At 72.2% G+C, this 15,452-nt stretch carries 17 protein-coding genes; 4 read left to right on the top strand and 13 right to left on the bottom strand.

All coding sequences use genetic code 11. The annotated features are described in order from the left end of the window. Positions 1-46 precede the first annotated feature (46 nt). Positions 47-793, bottom strand: a complete 747-nt coding sequence (locus tag EDF40_RS17900) for a 4-hydroxy-tetrahydrodipicolinate reductase (protein ID WP_228505012.1) — start codon at positions 791-793, stop codon at positions 47-49. 24 nt (positions 794-817) lie between these two features. Here EDF40_RS17900 and EDF40_RS17895 point away from each other — a divergent pair, with 24 nt between their 5' ends. Continuing rightward, positions 818-1,336, top strand: coding sequence for a GNAT family N-acetyltransferase (locus EDF40_RS17895; protein ID WP_123341037.1), 519 nt, complete (start codon positions 818-820; stop codon positions 1,334-1,336). 50 nt (positions 1,337-1,386) lie between these two features. Here EDF40_RS17895 and EDF40_RS17890 read toward each other — a convergent pair whose 3' ends face one another. Continuing rightward, positions 1,387-1,989, bottom strand: a complete 603-nt coding sequence (locus EDF40_RS17890) for a histidine phosphatase family protein (protein WP_111084585.1) — start codon at positions 1,987-1,989, stop codon at positions 1,387-1,389. 8 nt (positions 1,990-1,997) lie between these two features. Next, on the bottom strand, positions 1,998-3,332 hold the full coding sequence (locus tag EDF40_RS17885; protein ID WP_123293916.1) for a pitrilysin family protein: 1,335 nt from the start codon (positions 3,330-3,332) through the stop codon (positions 1,998-2,000). 246 nt (positions 3,333-3,578) lie between these two features. Between EDF40_RS17885 and EDF40_RS17880 the strand changes: the two genes are divergently transcribed. Next, the gene (locus EDF40_RS17880; protein ID WP_123341038.1) at positions 3,579-4,226 is read left to right on the top strand and encodes a TetR/AcrR family transcriptional regulator; all 648 of its coding nucleotides are present in this window, start codon (positions 3,579-3,581) and stop codon (positions 4,224-4,226) included. 254 nt (positions 4,227-4,480) lie between these two features. Here the strand turns inward: EDF40_RS17880 and EDF40_RS17875 are convergent, their stop codons facing one another. Continuing rightward, positions 4,481-5,446, bottom strand: a complete 966-nt coding sequence (locus EDF40_RS17875; protein WP_123341039.1) for a ferritin-like domain-containing protein — start codon at positions 5,444-5,446, stop codon at positions 4,481-4,483. 260 nt (positions 5,447-5,706) lie between these two features. On the opposite strand from EDF40_RS17875, the gene EDF40_RS17870 reads away from it, so the two are divergent. Further along, entirely contained in the window at positions 5,707-6,234 is a 528-nt protein-coding gene (locus tag EDF40_RS17870) for a YbhB/YbcL family Raf kinase inhibitor-like protein (protein WP_123341040.1), read from the top strand. Between the two features lie 165 nt (positions 6,235-6,399). Here EDF40_RS17870 and EDF40_RS17865 read toward each other — a convergent pair whose 3' ends face one another. Beyond that, positions 6,400-8,682: a polyribonucleotide nucleotidyltransferase gene (locus EDF40_RS17865; protein WP_123341041.1), complete on the bottom strand. Its 2,283-nt coding sequence runs from the start codon at positions 8,680-8,682 to the stop codon at positions 6,400-6,402. Positions 8,683-8,963: 281 nt separating this feature from the next. On the opposite strand from EDF40_RS17865, the gene EDF40_RS17860 reads away from it, so the two are divergent. Continuing rightward, positions 8,964-10,178: a lytic transglycosylase domain-containing protein gene (locus EDF40_RS17860; RefSeq protein ID WP_123341042.1), complete on the top strand. Its 1,215-nt coding sequence runs from the start codon at positions 8,964-8,966 to the stop codon at positions 10,176-10,178. A 25-nt stretch (positions 10,179-10,203) separates the two neighbouring features. Here EDF40_RS17860 and EDF40_RS17855 read toward each other — a convergent pair whose 3' ends face one another. From EDF40_RS17855 to EDF40_RS17820, 8 genes are all read right to left on the bottom strand, one after another. Further along, positions 10,204-10,434: a ferredoxin gene (locus EDF40_RS17855; RefSeq protein WP_123341043.1), complete on the bottom strand. Its 231-nt coding sequence runs from the start codon at positions 10,432-10,434 to the stop codon at positions 10,204-10,206. Then, positions 10,431-11,747, bottom strand: a complete 1,317-nt coding sequence (locus EDF40_RS17850; RefSeq protein ID WP_123341044.1) for an NADH-ubiquinone oxidoreductase-F iron-sulfur binding region domain-containing protein — start codon at positions 11,745-11,747, stop codon at positions 10,431-10,433. The genes EDF40_RS17855 and EDF40_RS17850 overlap by 4 nt, the downstream gene beginning before the upstream one ends. Further along, positions 11,744-12,301, bottom strand: a complete 558-nt coding sequence (locus tag EDF40_RS17845) for a ferric reductase-like transmembrane domain-containing protein (protein WP_123341045.1) — start codon at positions 12,299-12,301, stop codon at positions 11,744-11,746. Before EDF40_RS17845 ends, EDF40_RS17850 begins: the two co-directional genes overlap by 4 nt. Next, positions 12,301-13,266 carry an FAD:protein FMN transferase gene (locus EDF40_RS17840; protein ID WP_185003210.1) on the bottom strand — a complete coding sequence of 322 codons (966 nt, stop codon included), beginning with the start codon at positions 13,264-13,266 and terminating at the stop codon, positions 12,301-12,303. The genes EDF40_RS17845 and EDF40_RS17840 overlap by 1 nt, the downstream gene beginning before the upstream one ends. After that, entirely contained in the window at positions 13,263-13,610 is a 348-nt protein-coding gene (locus EDF40_RS17835; RefSeq protein ID WP_123341047.1) for a hypothetical protein, read from the bottom strand. The genes EDF40_RS17840 and EDF40_RS17835 overlap by 4 nt, the downstream gene beginning before the upstream one ends. A 213-nt stretch (positions 13,611-13,823) precedes the next feature. Next, a complete protein-coding gene (locus EDF40_RS17830; protein ID WP_123341048.1) occupies positions 13,824-14,441 on the bottom strand; it encodes a CE1759 family FMN reductase in 618 nt (205 codons plus the stop codon). Positions 14,442-14,578: 137 nt separating this feature from the next. Beyond that, complete coding sequence (gene rpsO, locus EDF40_RS17825; RefSeq protein WP_070416523.1) at positions 14,579-14,848, bottom strand: 30S ribosomal protein S15; 270 nt, start codon at positions 14,846-14,848, stop codon at positions 14,579-14,581. A gap of 102 nt (positions 14,849-14,950) precedes the next feature. After that, positions 14,951-15,397, bottom strand: coding sequence for a VanZ family protein (locus EDF40_RS17820; protein ID WP_123293926.1), 447 nt, complete (start codon positions 15,395-15,397; stop codon positions 14,951-14,953). Positions 15,398-15,452: the final 55 nt, after the last annotated feature.

The following is a 15,452-nucleotide window of genomic DNA, read 5'->3' as shown; positions in this document are numbered from 1 at the left end:
CGGCGACCGGATCGCGCGACCGGCACGCGCTGCACGTCCCACCGGGTCAGCCGATGCCGAGGACGCTGCCGAGGCCCACGGTGAGCCCGCGGGCGGATCCGAGGGCGGACAACGCCGCACGGATCCCGGCGACGTAGGCGACGTCGTCGTTGGTGTCGTGCCGGATCGTCAGGGTCTCGCCGGGGCCGCTGAGCAGGACGTCCTGCACGGCCTTCACCCCGGGCAGCCGGAGCGAGTGGATCGGCACGCTCGCCACCTGCTGGCCGCGGGCGCGCTGGTCGACGTGCGGGGCCTCGACCGGGCCGACGTCGCGACGGGCCTCGGCGATGAGCTCGGCGGTGCGCACCGCGGTGCCGGACGGCGAGTCGATCTTGCCGGCGTGGTGCGTCTCGACGATCTCGACGGAGGGGAACCACGGCGCCGCGATGGTGGCCAGGTGGGTGCCGAGCACCGACCCGATCGAGAAGTTCGGCACCACGAGGACGCCCTGGTCGGGACGCTCCTGCAGGGCGGTACGGAGCTTCGCGAGACGGTCGGCGGACCACCCGGACGTGCCGACGAGGACGTTCGCCCCGCTCGACAGCGCGTTCTCGACGATCGCGGGGCTGAGCGCGGGCACCGTCACGTCCACGACGAGCGCGGCACCGCCGAACACCGACGGCGGTGCTTCGTGGGCACCGTCCTTCGATGACAGACGGGCGACGAGCTCGAACTCCGGGAGTTCCTCGACGACGGAGGCCACGAGGCCCCCGAGACGACCGGTGGCGCCGACGACGGCGACGGGAGTGACCATGCGGTCCATCCTAGGATCGACCGCATGTCAGTCGAGGTCAGGACCGTGCCGGCCGATCTGCCCGAGGTCGACGTCCTGCTCGACGCGTACCTCGACGAGCGCGAGGCGACGTTCCCCAGTGCGCAGGGCGCGTACTCGCGCAAGCGCACCCCGGCGGCGGAGTTCACGCCGCCGAACGGGGTCTTCGCGGTGGCGTACGACGACGGGGTCGCGGTCGGCTGCGGCGGCCTGCGGCGGATCGCGGACGACCCCGACGCGACCACCACGGACGTCCGGTTCGAGGTCAAGCACGTCTTCGTCACCCCGGCGGGCCGGGGGAAGGGCGTGGCCACGGCGCTGATGGACGCGCTCGAACGGGAGGGCGCCGCGCTGGGGGCGACGAGCATCGTGCTGGACACGAACGACTCGCTCGTCGCCGCAGGCGCGATGTACCGCAGCCGGGGCTACGAGCGCGTCGCGCCGTTCAACGACAACCCGAACGCGACCGCCTGGTACCGCAAACGCACGGCCCGCAAGCGCACGGCCCGCACGCCGATCGTCTGAGCTGTCACGGGCCTCCCGGTCGACGCCGACCACCCGGCCAGCGCGCGACGCTAGACGGGCTGGTCGACCGGCAGCCCGGTGCGGAGCTCCACCGGCAGGTGGGCCAGGTCGTTCAGAGCGACCACCTCGGCCGGCTTCGCGGAGCGGATCCGGATGATCGTGAGCGCGGTGTGCGCGACGTTCGTGCCCATCCAGCGCCACTCGGGCGCCTGGAACGCTTCGCGCACGAACCAGCCGATCACGGCGTTGTGGGTGATGAGCAGGTCGTGCCGGTCCTCGCGCGCCGGGGTGAACCACTCGGAGACGGCGTCGCCCATCTGCGCCTGGCCGGCGATGATCTCCTCTTCCGTGACGCCGCCGTACCAGCCCTGGTAGGCGTGCGGCATGTCCGGGGTCGGGCCGGAGGGGACGCAGTCGAACAGCAGCGTCGAGGGTTCGGGCTGGATCGACGGCAGTCGCTGCGCCAGGAACGCGGCGGTCTCGCTGGGGGCCTCCAACGGCGAGTGGTACACGCCGTCGAACGGCAGCCCGCCGAGTCGATCGGCGACCAGCATCGCCTGGCGCTTGCCGCGTTCCGACAGCTTGCCGTCGCGGAGGCCGTGCTCGGCGTCCTGGTGTTCGCCGTGCCGGACGAGGTACAGGTAGTGCGACATGTCCGTGCTCAGCTGCCCATCCCGATCGCTGCGGCGAGCTCGTCCTGCTGCACCGCCCCGACCACCGACGTGATCGTCGGGCGGGTCAGGAGGTCGCGGGCGAGTTCGAGCACGCCGTCGGTGGTGACCCGGTCGACACGCTCCAGTGCGGTCGACAGGTCGGTGTACTCCCCGGTGCCGAGCTCGGACCGGCCGAGGCGGGTCATCCGGGCGTCGGAGTCCTCGAGCGAGAGCGTCAGGGCGCCCTCGATCTGGCCCTTGGCGCGGCGGAGCTCGTCGTCGGTGATGCCGTCGTCCACCATGCGGCGGAACTCGGCGTCGATGATCTCGATGACCCCGGGGACGTTGTCGGGCGCACAGCCCGCGTAGACGCCGAAGGCGCCGTTGTCGAGGTAGGCGGGCGCGAAGGACGACACCGCGTAGGCGAGGCCGCGTCGCTCGCGGACCTCTTGGAAGAGCCGGGAGCTCATGCCCCCGCCGAGCACGGCGTTCAGGACGCTGAGGGACGGCCGGCGGTCGTCGCGCAGGTCGAGCCCCTGCGAGCCGCGCAGCATGCTGACCTGCTCCGTCGGGCGGTGGACCACCGACAGCTTGGGCTCGATGGGGTCGGCGACGGTCTGTGGCGTCCGGCGCGCGAGCGGCTCGGCGTGCGGTGCGTCGTGGAACACCGCGGCGACCGCGTCGCAGAACCGGTCGTGGTCGACGGCACCGGCGGCGGTCACGACGATGCCGTTCGGTGCGTAGTGCTCGCGGTAGTGGGCCAGGACCTCGTCCCGCTGGACCGCGCGGATGCTGTCCGGGGTCCCGCCGATCGGGCGGCCGAGCGCGTGTCCGCCGAAGGCCGCGGCGAAGAACGCCTCGCCCGCGACGTCGGCCGGGTCGTCGGCGGCCATCGCGAGTTCTTCGAGGATGACGCCGCGCTCGACGGCGAACGCCTCGGGGTCGAGCACCGAGCCGGTGACCATGTCACCGATGACCTGCACGGCCATCGGGACGTCGGCGTCCCGCACCCGTGCGTAGTAGCAGGTGTACTCCTTGGCGGTCGCGGCGTTGTGCTCGCCGCCGACCGAGTCGAACGCGATCGCGATGTCGAGCGCCGACCGGGTCTCGGTGCCCTTGAACAGCAGGTGCTCGAGGAAGTGGGTCGATCCGAACTGGCCGTCGCGTTCGTCGCGCGAACCGACGCCGACCCAGAAGCCGATGCTCGTCGAAGCGGCACCGGGCACGGCTTCGGTCAACACCCGGACACCCGACGGCAGCACGGTGCGGCGGACGAAGGCCCCTCCGGACGTCAGGAAGGACGTGTCCGGGGCTCCGAGCGGCAGTGGCACTGGCTGGTTCATCGCAGACGAGCCTACTGATGCTCCGGAGCCCACCGCCCAGTTTCCACAGGCCCACGGACTGTCACTCGAAGAGGGGTACAGAAATTGCGGACAGACCGACTCGTCTGTCTGTCCTCCTTGTGGTACAGTCGTTCACGCCGGATCGAAAGCCCCCCTAAGTTCCGATCCGGCGGCTCGGGACATCAGTCCTCGCGGCCACGAGTCCCCCCACTCGGTCGCGGAGCCGATGAACCAAGGAGCCACGCTGTGACGGTCGATTCCCCCCAACCGGCCGTCCAGCGTCTCCCTGGTCCGAGCACGAACCTCGCGTCGCCGGACGGGTCGAGCGTCCCCCCGACTCCCCGCTCCGGCGGCGCGAAGGTCCGCATCCTCGAGACGGCCACGCGACTCTTCTACGAAGAGGGCATCCACAGCGTCGGCGTCGACCGCCTCATCTCCGAGGCGAGCGTCACGAAGGCGACGTTCTACAAGCACTACGGGTCGAAGGACAACCTGATCCTCGCCTACATCCGCACGCAGCACGAGCGGGTGCAGGAACGCCTGGAACAGCTCGTCACCGACGCCGGCTCCTCCGCCGCAGCGGTCCGCGCGTGGGTCGCCGCCCTGGCGGACGAGGTCAACGACCCCGACTTCCGCGGGTGCGCGTTCCTCAACGCCGCCGCTGAGTACCACGACCCCCGCGACCCCGTGCGCGAGGTGGTCGCCACCCACCGCGACTGGTACACCGACCGGCTCGCCACCCTGCTGCAGGAGTCCGGCCACCAGCTGCCGGGCGACGGTGCCGACGAGCTCATGCTCGCGCGCGACGGTGCGATGGCCGGCGCCTACGCCGGTGACGCCATCGCGGCGACGGCAGCGCTCGGTCGCGTCGTGGACCGCGTCCTCGCCGCCTGACGCCCGGCTGCCGTCGACGCAGAACGACACCCCCGATGTCGTACGACGTCGGCTTTGTCGCTCCACCGCGGCCGCAACAGTCGCAGGCGCGCACGAACGACATCCCCGATGTCGCACGACGTCGACCTTGTCGCGTCAGCCGTCGGCGTCAGCCCGGCGCGACCACGAGCGGACGGGAGGCACGGCGCCAGCTGGCACCGTGCCTCCCGTCCGCACTGTGGTCGCGCTCACCGCGACCGGTCGCGTCGCGCGGATCAGGCCGGTCCGGTGGCGCTCCCGGGGTTGCCGCTCGAGACGATCGACCCGTTGACGCCGTCCGGGAAGAACCCGCCCTTGTCGATCTGGTTCGGGTTCAGGAACACCACGTTCAGGACACGCTCCGCGGTGCGGCCGTAGGCGAGCGAGTTCGAGTCCGTCGGCACGAGGTTCACCGCTCCCGACCGGGTCGTCACCCCCTGGTCGTCATCGGTCGGACCGTCGAGCGAGTCACGGGCGTCGGAGATCTTGTTCGCCGGCACCTGCAGCCCCTTGTCCGAGAGCTTCGACCGGATGATCCCGGCGTGGTAGGCCTCGACGGCGAGGATGCCCGCCGCGGCACTGAGGTACGTCTTGCTGGTGATGAGCGGCGCGGCCCCCTTGTAGGCGGTGACCCCGACGTCCTCGAAGATGTACGCCCCGAGCAGGAAGTTCTCCTCACTGGCGAACGGGTCGAAGGTGCCGGTCGGGCCGACCACACCCGAAGCGCGCGCCGCCGCGGTGAAGCTCGACACGAGGTCGATCTTCGGACGTGAGACCGTCGCACCGCCGAGGGCGGATCGGAGGAACGCCACGTGCGCGCGCTCGTCGTTCGCGATCTCGGTGGCGATGCCGCGGATGGCCGCGGTCTTGAACGGCACCTTCTTGCCACCGATCACCGGCCCCTGTGGGTCGATGCCGGTGATCATGCTGTCGGCGAGCCCCGCGCCGAACACGGCACGCAGGTAGAACTCGGCCTCGAGGTACTCGAGGTTCAGGGCGAAGTTGAGGATGGCCGCGTCGGAGACGGCACCGTCCTCTTCCGGGGTGGCGGCGGCGCGGTCGGTGGTGAGCACCGACGAGCCGAGCGCGGCGATGCCGGCTGAGGCACCGGCGACGCCGGCGGCTGCGAAGAACCGTCGTCGGTCGAGCGCGTTCTCGGCGCTGCGATCGATGGCGTGGTGGATGAAACGCTTGTCGAACATCGTTGTCCTCATGTCGTGCTGGCAGCACGGGACCCCACCGACGCTGCAGGGAAACGGGTCGGCGTGATCGCGATCGGCAGGTTGGTCGATCGTGGGGTGAAGATACCCCCGAACAGGGGGCGCTTCCAGCGTTCCCGGTCATTCGGCGGAGTTCGGACAGGGCGGCCGCGTCGGGCGACCGCGTCGGGCGACCGCGTCGGGCGGCCGCGTCGGGCGGCCGCGTCGGGCGGCCGCCGAGGCTGTGGGTGTTGGCTGGGCGCATGGCCAACGACCCCAACTGGAACCTCCCCGAGGTCCCCTCGTTCACCCTGACCAGCCCCGACTTCACCGACGGCAGCGAGCTGCCGACCTCGGCGCGCGGCACCGACGCGGGTGGCGAGGACCGCTCCCCCGCACTCGAGTGGTCCGGCGCTCCCGAGGGCACGAAGAGCTTCGTCCTCACCGTCTACGACCCCGACGCCCCGACCGGCTCGGGCTTCTGGCACTGGAGCCTGACCGACATCCCGGGCTCGGCGACCTCGCTGCCCGCCGGCGCCGGCACCGACGACGCCCTGCTGCCGGCCGAGGCACTCCGCCGCCGCAACGAGTTCGGCACCGACACGTTCCTCGGCGCCGCTCCGCCCGCGGGCCACGGCGCGCACCGCTACTTCTTCACGCTGAGCGCCCTCGACGTGCCGCTGCTCGAGGCGCCGGCCGACGCGACGCCCGCGGTCGTCGGCTTCGTGCTGCGTGAGCACCTGCTCGGTCGCGCGCAGCTCGTCGGCACGCAGGAGACCCCCGCCGCCTGACCGGCAGCCGCCCGCGGCTCGGCCGAGACTCGGCGTCAGCGACAGTTCTCGGGCCCCGGTGCCCGAGAACTGTCGCCCAGTCCGAGTCTCGGCACGGGCCGCCCCGCAACGACGAACGGCCGCCGCCCCGGAAGGGACGACGGCCGTTCGTGTGCCAGGGGTGGATCAGACGGTGGCGTCCGTCGACTCCTCGCGGGCACCGCTGGAGTCGGTGTCCGACTCCTCGGCGACGACCGGCGCGAGCGACAGCTTGCCGCGGTCGTCCACCTTGGTGACCTCGACCAGGACCTTCTGGCCGACGCCCAGGACGTCCTCGACGTTCTCCACACGCTTGCCACCGGCGAGCTTGCGCACCTCGGAGACGTGGAGCAGACCGTCACGGCCCGGGAGCAGCGACACGAAGGCGCCGAACGTGGCGATCTTCACGACGGTGCCGAGGAACTGGTCCCCGATCTCCGGGTTGGTCGGGTTCGCGATCGCGTTGACCGACGCACGAGCGGCCTCGGCCGACGGTCCGTCGACGGCACCGATGTAGACGGTGCCGTTGTCCTCGATCGAGATGTCGGCACCGGTCTCGTCCTGGATGCCGTTGATCGTCTTGCCCTTCGGGCCGATCAGCTCGCCGATCTTGTCGACGGGGATCTGCACCGAGATGACGCGAGGAGCGGTGTCCGCCATCTCGTCGGGGGCGTCGATCGCCTCGTTCAGCACACCGAGGATGGCCGAGCGGGCCTCCTTGGCCTGCTTCAGCGCCGCGTCGAGCACCGTCGACGGGATGCCGTCGAGCTTGGTGTCGAGCTGGATCGCGGTGACGAACTCCGAGGTACCGGCGACCTTGAAGTCCATGTCACCGAGGGCGTCCTCGGCACCGAGGATGTCGGTCAGCGCCGCGTAGCGGGTCTGGCCGTCGACGGTGTCGGACACCAGGCCCATCGCGATGCCGGCGACCGGGGCCTTGAGGGGCACACCGGCGTTGAGCAGCGAGAGGGTCGAGGCGCAGACGGAACCCATCGAGGTCGAGCCGTTGGAGCTGAGCGCCTCGGAGACCTGACGGATGGCGTACGGGAACTCTTCACGCGTCGGCAGCACCGGCACGAGGGCGCGCTCGGCGAGGAAGCCGTGCCCGATCTCGCGACGCTTCGGCGAACCCACACGGCCGGTCTCACCGGTCGAGTAGGGCGGGAAGTTGTAGTGGTGCAGGTAGCGCTTCTTCGTGACGGGCGACAGCGAGTCGATCTGCTGCTCCATCTTGAGCATGTTCAGCGTGGTGACGCCGAGGATCTGCGTCTCGCCGCGCTGGAAGATCGCCGAACCGTGGACGCGCGGGATCACGGCGACCTCGGCGTCGAGCGGACGGATGTCGGCGAGGCCGCGACCGTCCATGCGGACCTGCTCGGTCAGGATGCGGCCGCGGACGACCTTCTTCGTGACCGACTTGTACGCGGCACTGACCTGCGAGTTGGCGACCTCGGGCAGTTCGCCCGCCGACACCTTCGACGCGATGGCCTCCTTGACGCGCGACTTGAGTGCGTCGTCGGCGTCCTGGCGCTCGGTCTTGGCGGCGATCTTGTAGACGTCACCAAGCTCGGAGAGCGCGAGGGCCTCGACGGCCGAGTAGACCTCGGGCGCGTACGGCGGGAAGACCGGGTAGTCCTGGATCTCCTTGGCGGACTGCGCGGCGAGCTTCGCCTGGGCGTCGACGAGGGACTTGAGGAACGGCTTGGCCGCCTCGAGGCCCTGCGCGACGACGGCCTCGTCGGGCTTGGTGGCGCCGCCCTGGATGAGCTCCCAGCTGTGCTCGGTGGCCTCGGCCTCGACCATCATGATGGCGACGTCCTCGTTGCCCGCCTCGTCGGTGACGACACGGCCAGCGACCGTGAGGTCGAAGACGGCGTCGGCGAGCTGCGATGCCTTCGGGAACGCGACCCACTGGTCGGTGCCGTTCGAACCCGGGATGAGCGCGAGGCGCACACCGGCGATCGGGCCGGAGAACGGCAGACCGGAGATCTGCGTCGACGCGGACGCGGCGTTGATGGCCAGCGCGTCGTAGAACTCGTCCGGAGCGATGCTCAGGACGGTGATGACGATCTGGACCTCGTTGCGCAGGCCGTCGACGAACGACGGGCGCAGCGGCCGGTCGATGAGTCGGCAGACCAGGATGGCCTCGGTCGACGGGCGGCCTTCGCGGCGGAAGAACGAACCGGGGATCTTGCCGGCGGCGTAGGAGCGCTCCTCGACGTCGACGGTCAGCGGGAAGAAGTCGAATCCTTCACGCGGGTGCTTGCCGGCGCTGGTGGCCGAGAGGAGCATCGTTTCCTCGTCGAGGTACGCGGCGACCGCGCCCTGCGCCTGCTGTGCGAGCCGACCGGTCTCGAACCGGACGGTGCGCTTGCCGTACTTGCCGTTGTCGATGACGGCTTCGGCGAACTTGATCTCGGGACCCTCCAAAAGGGTGCCTCCTTGATGTGTGTTCGGCAGGCCGTGGCGACGGCACTCGATGGTGCGTGCGCGCCGATCGTTCCGGACGCATGTCTGGCCAGCAGTAGAAGCACTCGGGAAACCGTTCCGGCCCGCGAGCCACCACCGATGACCAGCTCCGTGCCCGGCCTGCGCAGTGTTGTGTCGAACATCCGGGGAAACGGTCCTCGGACACGATGGACTTTACCAGTCCACAGGGAATCGGCGGCGCGGCTCGCTGACGGCCGGGCGAGCCTCGGTAACCTGCTGCCATGCGTCTCACCCCCTCGCGGGGCGTGCTCGTCGCGGCCGCCGTGGTCGTCGGCGCGCTCGTCGCCCCGGTCCTCACCGCTGTCCCGGCGTCCGCGACGGAGTACCCGACCTGGCAGGACGTGCAGCGGGCCAAGGGGAACGAGACCGCCAAGCGCGCCGAGGTCACCAAGGTGCAGGCCGCGCTGCAGTCGGCGCAGGACGAGGCGGCGGCGAAGTCGCAGGCCGCGCTGACGGCCTCGTCGAAGGCGGACGCGGCCGAGGCGGAGCTGGCGGAGGCCACCCAGGCCGCCACGAGCCTCCAGGCCCAGGCGCAGCACGCGACGGAGACGGCGGACCGGGCCCAGCAGCGTGCCGGCCAGCTGGCGGCGAACCTGTACCGCGACGGCAGCACGAACCAGATGACCACCCGGATCGCGACCGCGGGGAACCCCGACCAACTGCTCTACCAGCTGGGCGCGCTCGACCAGCTGTCGTCCACGTGGTCCGGCGTGATGGACGAGGCGTCCGTCGCGGCCGGAACGGCATCGTCACTGCACGAACAGGCCGAACGCGCCGAGACCGAACGCACGACGCGTGCGCAGGCGGCCGAGGAACGGTCCGCGGCGGCGAAGTCCGCCGAGGCCGTGGCGAACGCCGCGGTCGAGTCGACCGAGCAGCACAGCGACGAGCTGTACGCGCAGCTCGCGTCGCTCCGGGACACCACCGCCAAGCAGGCAGCCGGGTACGAGCTCGGGCAGAAGGTCGCGGCGCAGAAGGCCGAACAGCAGCGCAAGCGTGCGGCGGCCGCCGCGGCACAGGCGGCGGCAGCAGCCTCGGCGAGCGCCGACACCGGCAGCGGCGGGAGCACCAGCGCCGGTGGCGGCGGGGGCACGAGCTACCCGAGCACCGGCGGTGTCGTGGTGGACCCCGCGGCCGCACAGGCCTACGCGCGGAGCGCCCTGGGCTCGTACGGCTGGGGCGATGACCAGTTCTCCTGCCTGGTGTCGCTGTGGACGCAGGAGTCCGGCTGGCGGGCGAACGCGTTGAACGCCTCGAGCGGCGCCTACGGCATCCCGCAGTCCCTGCCCGCTGACAAGATGTCGGCGGCCGGGGCGGACTGGCGGACGAACGCGAACACGCAGATCAACTGGGGACTCGCCTACATCAAGAGCGCCTACGGGTCGCCGTGCGGTGCGTGGGGCCACGAGATGAGCGTCAACCCGCACTGGTACTGAGCGCCACTGCTCGCCGCAGCCCTGCTCACTCCCCCACCAGTCGCAACGCCTGCAGCGGGCACATCGCCACCGCGTCCGCAGCTGCGGCGCGTTCGTCCGGCCGCACCGGCACGTCGCGGGTGCCGCTGCCGTCCCGTGCGATCGGGTAGCCCCACTCGTCGCGCGCCAGCCGCTCGGCGAACAGTTCGGTGCACAGGCCGCGTCCCCGGCAGCGGGTCCAGTCGACGTGCAGGGCGACGGTACCGGCGGCGGTCATCGGGGTCCCCCGACCGAGCCGGACCCCGCCGAGCCGGACCCGGCCGCACCGGGCCCGACCAGACACGCGCCCCGCAGGTGCGCCTGCACGTCGTCGTGGAACACGTCGAGGGCGCTCCGCACCATCCGCGCGACGCCGTCCGGGTGGTGGCAGGCCCCACGTCCGTCGACCAGGGCAGCGACCCGCCGGACCTCGCCGGCCAGGTCGCCCGCCCGACGCCCGGAGGCCAGGTCGGCGACCACGTCGGCGATCCGCGGCAACCCGTTCACGCACGGCCCGCAGCGGCCGGCGGACGCCCCGGCGAGCGCCGCGGCGAGGCCTGCGGTGACCCCGACCGGGCAGGTCCGGTCGTCGAGCACGGCCAGCACGCCCGCCCCGGGCGCCGCACCCCACGGTGCGAGCCCGTCGACGTCGAAGGCCGCGTCGAGCGCTGCGGCCGGCACCCAGGTGCCGCCCCACCCGCCGAGCAGGACGGCTCGCGTCCGTCGAGGGTCGGCCGCCGGTAGCCGGGAGGCCCCCAGCAGCTGCCCGAGCGGCGCACCCCCGGCGGTCTCCAGCACCACGGCACCGCCCGGGTCGGTCACGTCGCTGACCGTCACGAGACGGGTGCCGGGAGCACTCGCGCTGCCGACGCTCCGCGCCCACGCCGCCCCGTACCGTGCGACGAGTGCTGCCTGGGCGAGGGTCTCGACGTTCGACACGAGGGTCGGCCGACCGCTCGGGCCACGGTCGGCGAGCCGCACGACGCGGTCCTCCGGAAGGCCGCGTCCTCCGGCGACGGCCGAGGCGAGCGCCGTGGCCTGCCCGGCGACGAAGGTGGTGTGGGGCAGAGCACGGACCTCGATGGCGACCGGGTCGGTGCCGGTGCCGCGCCGGCCGTCGGTGCGTTCAGCGAGTGCCTGCCGGACCCGGTCGGCGAGCCGCGCGCTCGTGGCGACCACGGCCTCGGTCGCACCGATCGCGAGCGCCGCGACGACGATGCCGTCGAGCACCAGGTGCGGTGCGCGTTCGAGCAGGACGGCGTCCTTGCGACTGGCGGGTTCCCCCTCGGCACCGTTGGCGATGACGATCGGGGCACCGCGGCCTCCGCGCCGGGTCCGGCCCGCCACGGCGTCGAGCTTGCGGGCGAGCGGGAACCCGGCTCCGCCGCGGCCGTCGACCCCGGCGAGACCGATCTCGTCGATGATCCCGGGTCCCACGTGCGGCAGCGGCCCGTGCGTGCGGAGGTGGGCGTCGAGCCCGGGGCCGGGGGCGGCGAGGAGTCGCTGCGTGCCGGTCGGTGGTGGCACGGTGAGCGGGTGGGCCAGGGTCATCGGAGGGCCTCCTTCGGGGTCGGACGGAACGCGGTGACGCCGGCCGTGCAGCGCCAGGCCACGGCGCCGAAAACGACGGCGGCGCAGACCCCGGCGACCACCAGGAACCAGGCGGACGTGCCGTCGGTCCCGGTACCGATCGCGTGCGCCATCGCGATCGGCCACATGGCGTAGGCGGCCCAGTGCACGGCGCGGAACACCCGCGGACCGATCACCCGGCGGAGCATCGCCGTGACGACGAGCACCACGAGCAGGTCCACGGCCAGGGTGCCGAGACCGAGCCAGAACCAGCGGTACGCACCGACGAACGGCACGACGGCGTCCAGCAGACGCAGTTCGGCCTCGGTGTCGAGCAGCAGCGTCACCACGTGCACGGCCACGAACACGGTGGACGCCAGGGCGACGTCACGGTGCACGAGCTGCACGCCGAACCGCGGCAGGCCGGGAAGCGGTCGTCCGCCGCGGGTCACGATGCCGAGCAGGACCGTCAGGGTCAGGAGCACGACGGCGGCGACGCCCGTGCCGCGGCCGACCACCCAGAGCGCGGTGTCCATCAGGCGGCGTCCGCCCCGTCGACGGTGACGGTGACGGAACCGTCGGCAGCCTGGTCGTCGGGCCATCCGCCGATCCGCAGCACCGAGCCGTCGGCCGCGACGAGCCGGGCCGCACGGCCGCTCTGCCGGAGCCACTCCACGGCGCCGTGCCCCCGGACGATCGCGGCGGTGGTCATCGTGTTGGCGGTGGTGCACGAGGGGGCGACGACCGTCACCGACCGCCACACCGGTTCGGCGGGCAGGCCCCACCGCGGATCGAGGATGTGGTGCCGCGCGGTCCCGTCCTGCTCCCAGCGGCGCTTCTGCGTGCTCGAGGTCGCGACGGACCACCCGGAGGCGATCCGGACGTGGTCGACGGGGTCGTCCGCCAGGTCCTGCACACGCACCTGCCAGCCGCCGGAGGGGTCCGGGCCGGCCGTGGCGACGTCCCCGCCGAGCGAGACGAGGGCACCGACGCCGAGCCGCGCGGTGATGCTCGCGGCCGCCATGTCCGCGGCGGCGGCCTTCGCCGTGGCACCGAGGTCGAGCGTGACGCTCTCGGGGACCCGCAGGAACGTGCCGGACAGCAGGATCCGCTGCCACGCCGGGCGGTCGTCGAGCGCTCGGGCGACGGCGTCGGGTGACGGGACCGGGGGCGCGTCGGCGAACGCGGCGTCGTACCCGAGGGACACCATGCGCCGTCCGAGCGTCGGGTCGACGTCCCCGTCGGACAGCCGTGCGGCGTCGACGGCCTGGTGCACGAGCGTCGCCAGCAGGGGCGAGACCTCGGTGCCGCGCGCCAGGTCGTCGGCGCGGGCCACGAGCTCGGAGTCGGCGCGGAACCGGCTGCACGCGGCGTCGACGGCGGCCGTGACGTCTCGGACGCAGGACTCGGCGGCGGCGAGGTGGCGGCGGTCGCGGTGGTCGAGGACGACCCGGGCGGTGGTGGTCCAGAGGTCCCACTCGGCGGCGGCGCGCACGGTCACGATCCCGTCGTCGTCGTGTCGGACGACCCACCGGTGGCGCCCTGCGAGACGCCGGTGTCGCTGCTGCTCGTGCCGCTGTCGGTCGACGTGTCGGTCGACGTGTCGTTCGACGACGAGGAGGACGACGACCCGGAGTCGGTGGTGGCGTCACTCGACGTCCCGGTACCCGAACCGGAGTCCGTCGTGGTGTTCGTGCTCGTGGACGTGTCGGTCGTCGTCGTGCTGGCCTGCTCGTGCCCGAACCACAGCCCGGCACCCGTGACTGTCGCGACCGCGAGTCCGCCCAGGCCCACGAGCGCACTCGTGACCCGTGCGGATCGCTTGCCGTTGCCCCTGGTGTCCATCGGTCCTCCTCGTCGTCATGACGAGGCTCCCGAGCGCACCGATGAGCGAGCCGCCAGCCGGCCGCACGCCGACCCCACGAACCCTGTGGTCCGCCTAAGAGCCCGTCCACGAGACGCCGGCGTGTTGGCTGGACGCCCTCGAGTCAGCCAGACGCCGCCGGATCCGGCGGCGTCTCAGCAGGACGACGGCGTCTTCCGGGAAGGGGCACGGGGTCAGTGACCGAGGCCGCCGAGCAGGCTCGCGAAGTCCACGGTCGCGGGGAGCGCGTCGGCTTCCTGCGGGGCCCGCCGGGAGGCCCGGATCGCCCAGGCCAGGTCCGCTCCGGCCCGGCGGATGCGTCCGTCCAGGGCCGCGGCGTCGCCGTCGCTCCCCCAGTCGTCGGTCGCGGCGAACACGCCGGTCGGCACCACCGCTGCGCGGAGGTACGCGAAGACCGGACGCAGGGCGTGGTCGATGGCGAGCGAGTGCCGCGAGGTCCCGCCCGTGGCGCCGAGCAGGACGGGCAGGTCGGCGAGGGCGTCCTTGTCGAGGACGTCGAGGAACGACTTCGCGAGACCGCTGACGCCGGCCGTGAAGATCGGCGTGACGAAGACGACGGCGTCGGCCTCGACCACTGCGGCCGTGGCGGCGGACAGCGCGGGCGCCGCGAAGCCGGTGAGCATCGCGTCGGTGATCTCGTGCGCGAGCGGCCGGAGCTCGACGTGCAGGACGTGCGCGGGCGCGCCCTCGGCGACGAGCGCGGCGACGGCGGCCTCGCCCAGGCGGTCGGCGAGCAGGCGGGTGGAGCTGGGCTCGGAGAGTCCGGCGGAGACGACGGCGATGGTGGTCATGGTGGTTCCCGACTTTCGATGCGTTTGCATGAACATCGTACTGAACCACACGCAGCGCGCAACCATTCCCGGGAACGGAGAACGCCCCGGTCCTCGCGAGGAGGACCGGGGCGTTCAGTCAAGCCGTGAGGCGTCGACTAGCGGCGCAGGCCGAGGCGCTCGATGAGCGCACGGTAGCGGGCGATGTCGACGTCGGAGAGGTAACCGAGGAGACGGCGACGCTGACCGACCATGAGCAGCAGACCACGACGCGAGTGGTGGTCGTGCTTGTGCTCCTTGAGGTGCTCGTTCAGGTCGTTGATACGACGCGTCAGAACGGCGACCTGGACCTCGGGGGAACCGGTGTCGCCCGGGTGGGTCGCGTACTCTTCGATGATCTCCTGCTTGACCTTCGCGTCAAGTGCCATGCGTAGATCCCCTTTCAGTCCGTTGCGCGGTGCCCGTGCCTGATGCACGAGCGCTCTTTGTCCGCGGCCGTTCGACGGCAACCGCGCAAGACTACCAGAGTCCTAGGCGGTCCTGGCGCGCAGGCGACGACGACGCGGGGCCGGCAGCAGACTGCGGACGAGTCCGACGAGGGTCGCGCCGAGCAGACCGCCGAGGCCGTTCGACAGCACGTCGCGGGGGTCGGCGACGCGGTACGGCAGGTAGGTGGCCTGCGCGAACTCGATGCCGGTCGACAGGGCCACCGCGACCAGGGCTCCGAGGATCCACCAGCGCCGCGGCAACCAGAGCGCGGCGAGCATGCCGACCGGGACGAACATCGCGATGTTGGCGAGGAACTCGGTGCGCTCGTACGTGAACCACGTGCCGTGCGGGAGCTGCTGCACCCAGGCGATCGCGTGCAGCACGAACGAGTTCTGTGCCGACGTGAACACCTGCGGGGTCAGCGTCATCCGCCAGATCACCCAGGCGTACGCCGCGGTCACGGCGAGGAGGAGGAGTCGACGGAACATCCCGCCAGTCTGCGGCACCGCCCTGCACGCCCGCTGGAGCGCTCCTGGCAGAACC

The organism is Curtobacterium sp. PhB170, from assembly GCF_003752345.1.
In the GTDB taxonomy this organism is placed as follows: Bacteria; Actinomycetota; Actinomycetes; order Actinomycetales; family Microbacteriaceae; genus Curtobacterium.
Note: the sequence above shows the minus strand (reverse complement) of the source record. Positions and strands in the feature narration are given on the sequence as shown.

Bases quoted from the DNA above. Each gene is read 5' to 3' on its own strand.
- EDF40_RS17870 (WP_123341040.1), top strand. From the start codon at position 5,707: ATGGCCAACGACCCCAACTGGAACCTCCCCGAGGTCCCCTCGTTCACC.
- EDF40_RS17855 (WP_123341043.1), bottom strand. From the start codon at position 10,434: ATGACCGCCGCCGGTACCGTCGCCCTGCACGTCGACTGGACCCGCTGC.
- EDF40_RS17895 (WP_123341037.1), top strand. From the start codon at position 818: ATGTCAGTCGAGGTCAGGACCGTGCCGGCCGATCTGCCCGAGGTCGAC.
- EDF40_RS17875 (WP_123341039.1), bottom strand. From the start codon at position 5,446: ATGTTCGACAAGCGTTTCATCCACCACGCCATCGATCGCAGCGCCGAG.
- EDF40_RS17860 (WP_123341042.1), top strand. From the start codon at position 8,964: ATGCGTCTCACCCCCTCGCGGGGCGTGCTCGTCGCGGCCGCCGTGGTC.
- EDF40_RS17835 (WP_123341047.1), bottom strand. From the start codon at position 13,610: ATGGACACCAGGGGCAACGGCAAGCGATCCGCACGGGTCACGAGTGCG.
- EDF40_RS17820 (WP_123293926.1), bottom strand. From the start codon at position 15,397: ATGTTCCGTCGACTCCTCCTCCTCGCCGTGACCGCGGCGTACGCCTGG.
- EDF40_RS17900 (WP_228505012.1), bottom strand. From the start codon at position 793: ATGGTCACTCCCGTCGCCGTCGTCGGCGCCACCGGTCGTCTCGGGGGC.
- rpsO (WP_070416523.1), bottom strand. From the start codon at position 14,848: ATGGCACTTGACGCGAAGGTCAAGCAGGAGATCATCGAAGAGTACGCG.
- EDF40_RS17845 (WP_123341045.1), bottom strand. From the start codon at position 12,301: ATGGACACCGCGCTCTGGGTGGTCGGCCGCGGCACGGGCGTCGCCGCC.
- EDF40_RS17890 (WP_111084585.1), bottom strand. From the start codon at position 1,989: ATGTCGCACTACCTGTACCTCGTCCGGCACGGCGAACACCAGGACGCC.
- EDF40_RS17885 (WP_123293916.1), bottom strand. From the start codon at position 3,332: ATGAACCAGCCAGTGCCACTGCCGCTCGGAGCCCCGGACACGTCCTTC.
- EDF40_RS17850 (WP_123341044.1), bottom strand. From the start codon at position 11,747: ATGACCCTGGCCCACCCGCTCACCGTGCCACCACCGACCGGCACGCAG.
- EDF40_RS17830 (WP_123341048.1), bottom strand. From the start codon at position 14,441: ATGACCACCATCGCCGTCGTCTCCGCCGGACTCTCCGAGCCCAGCTCC.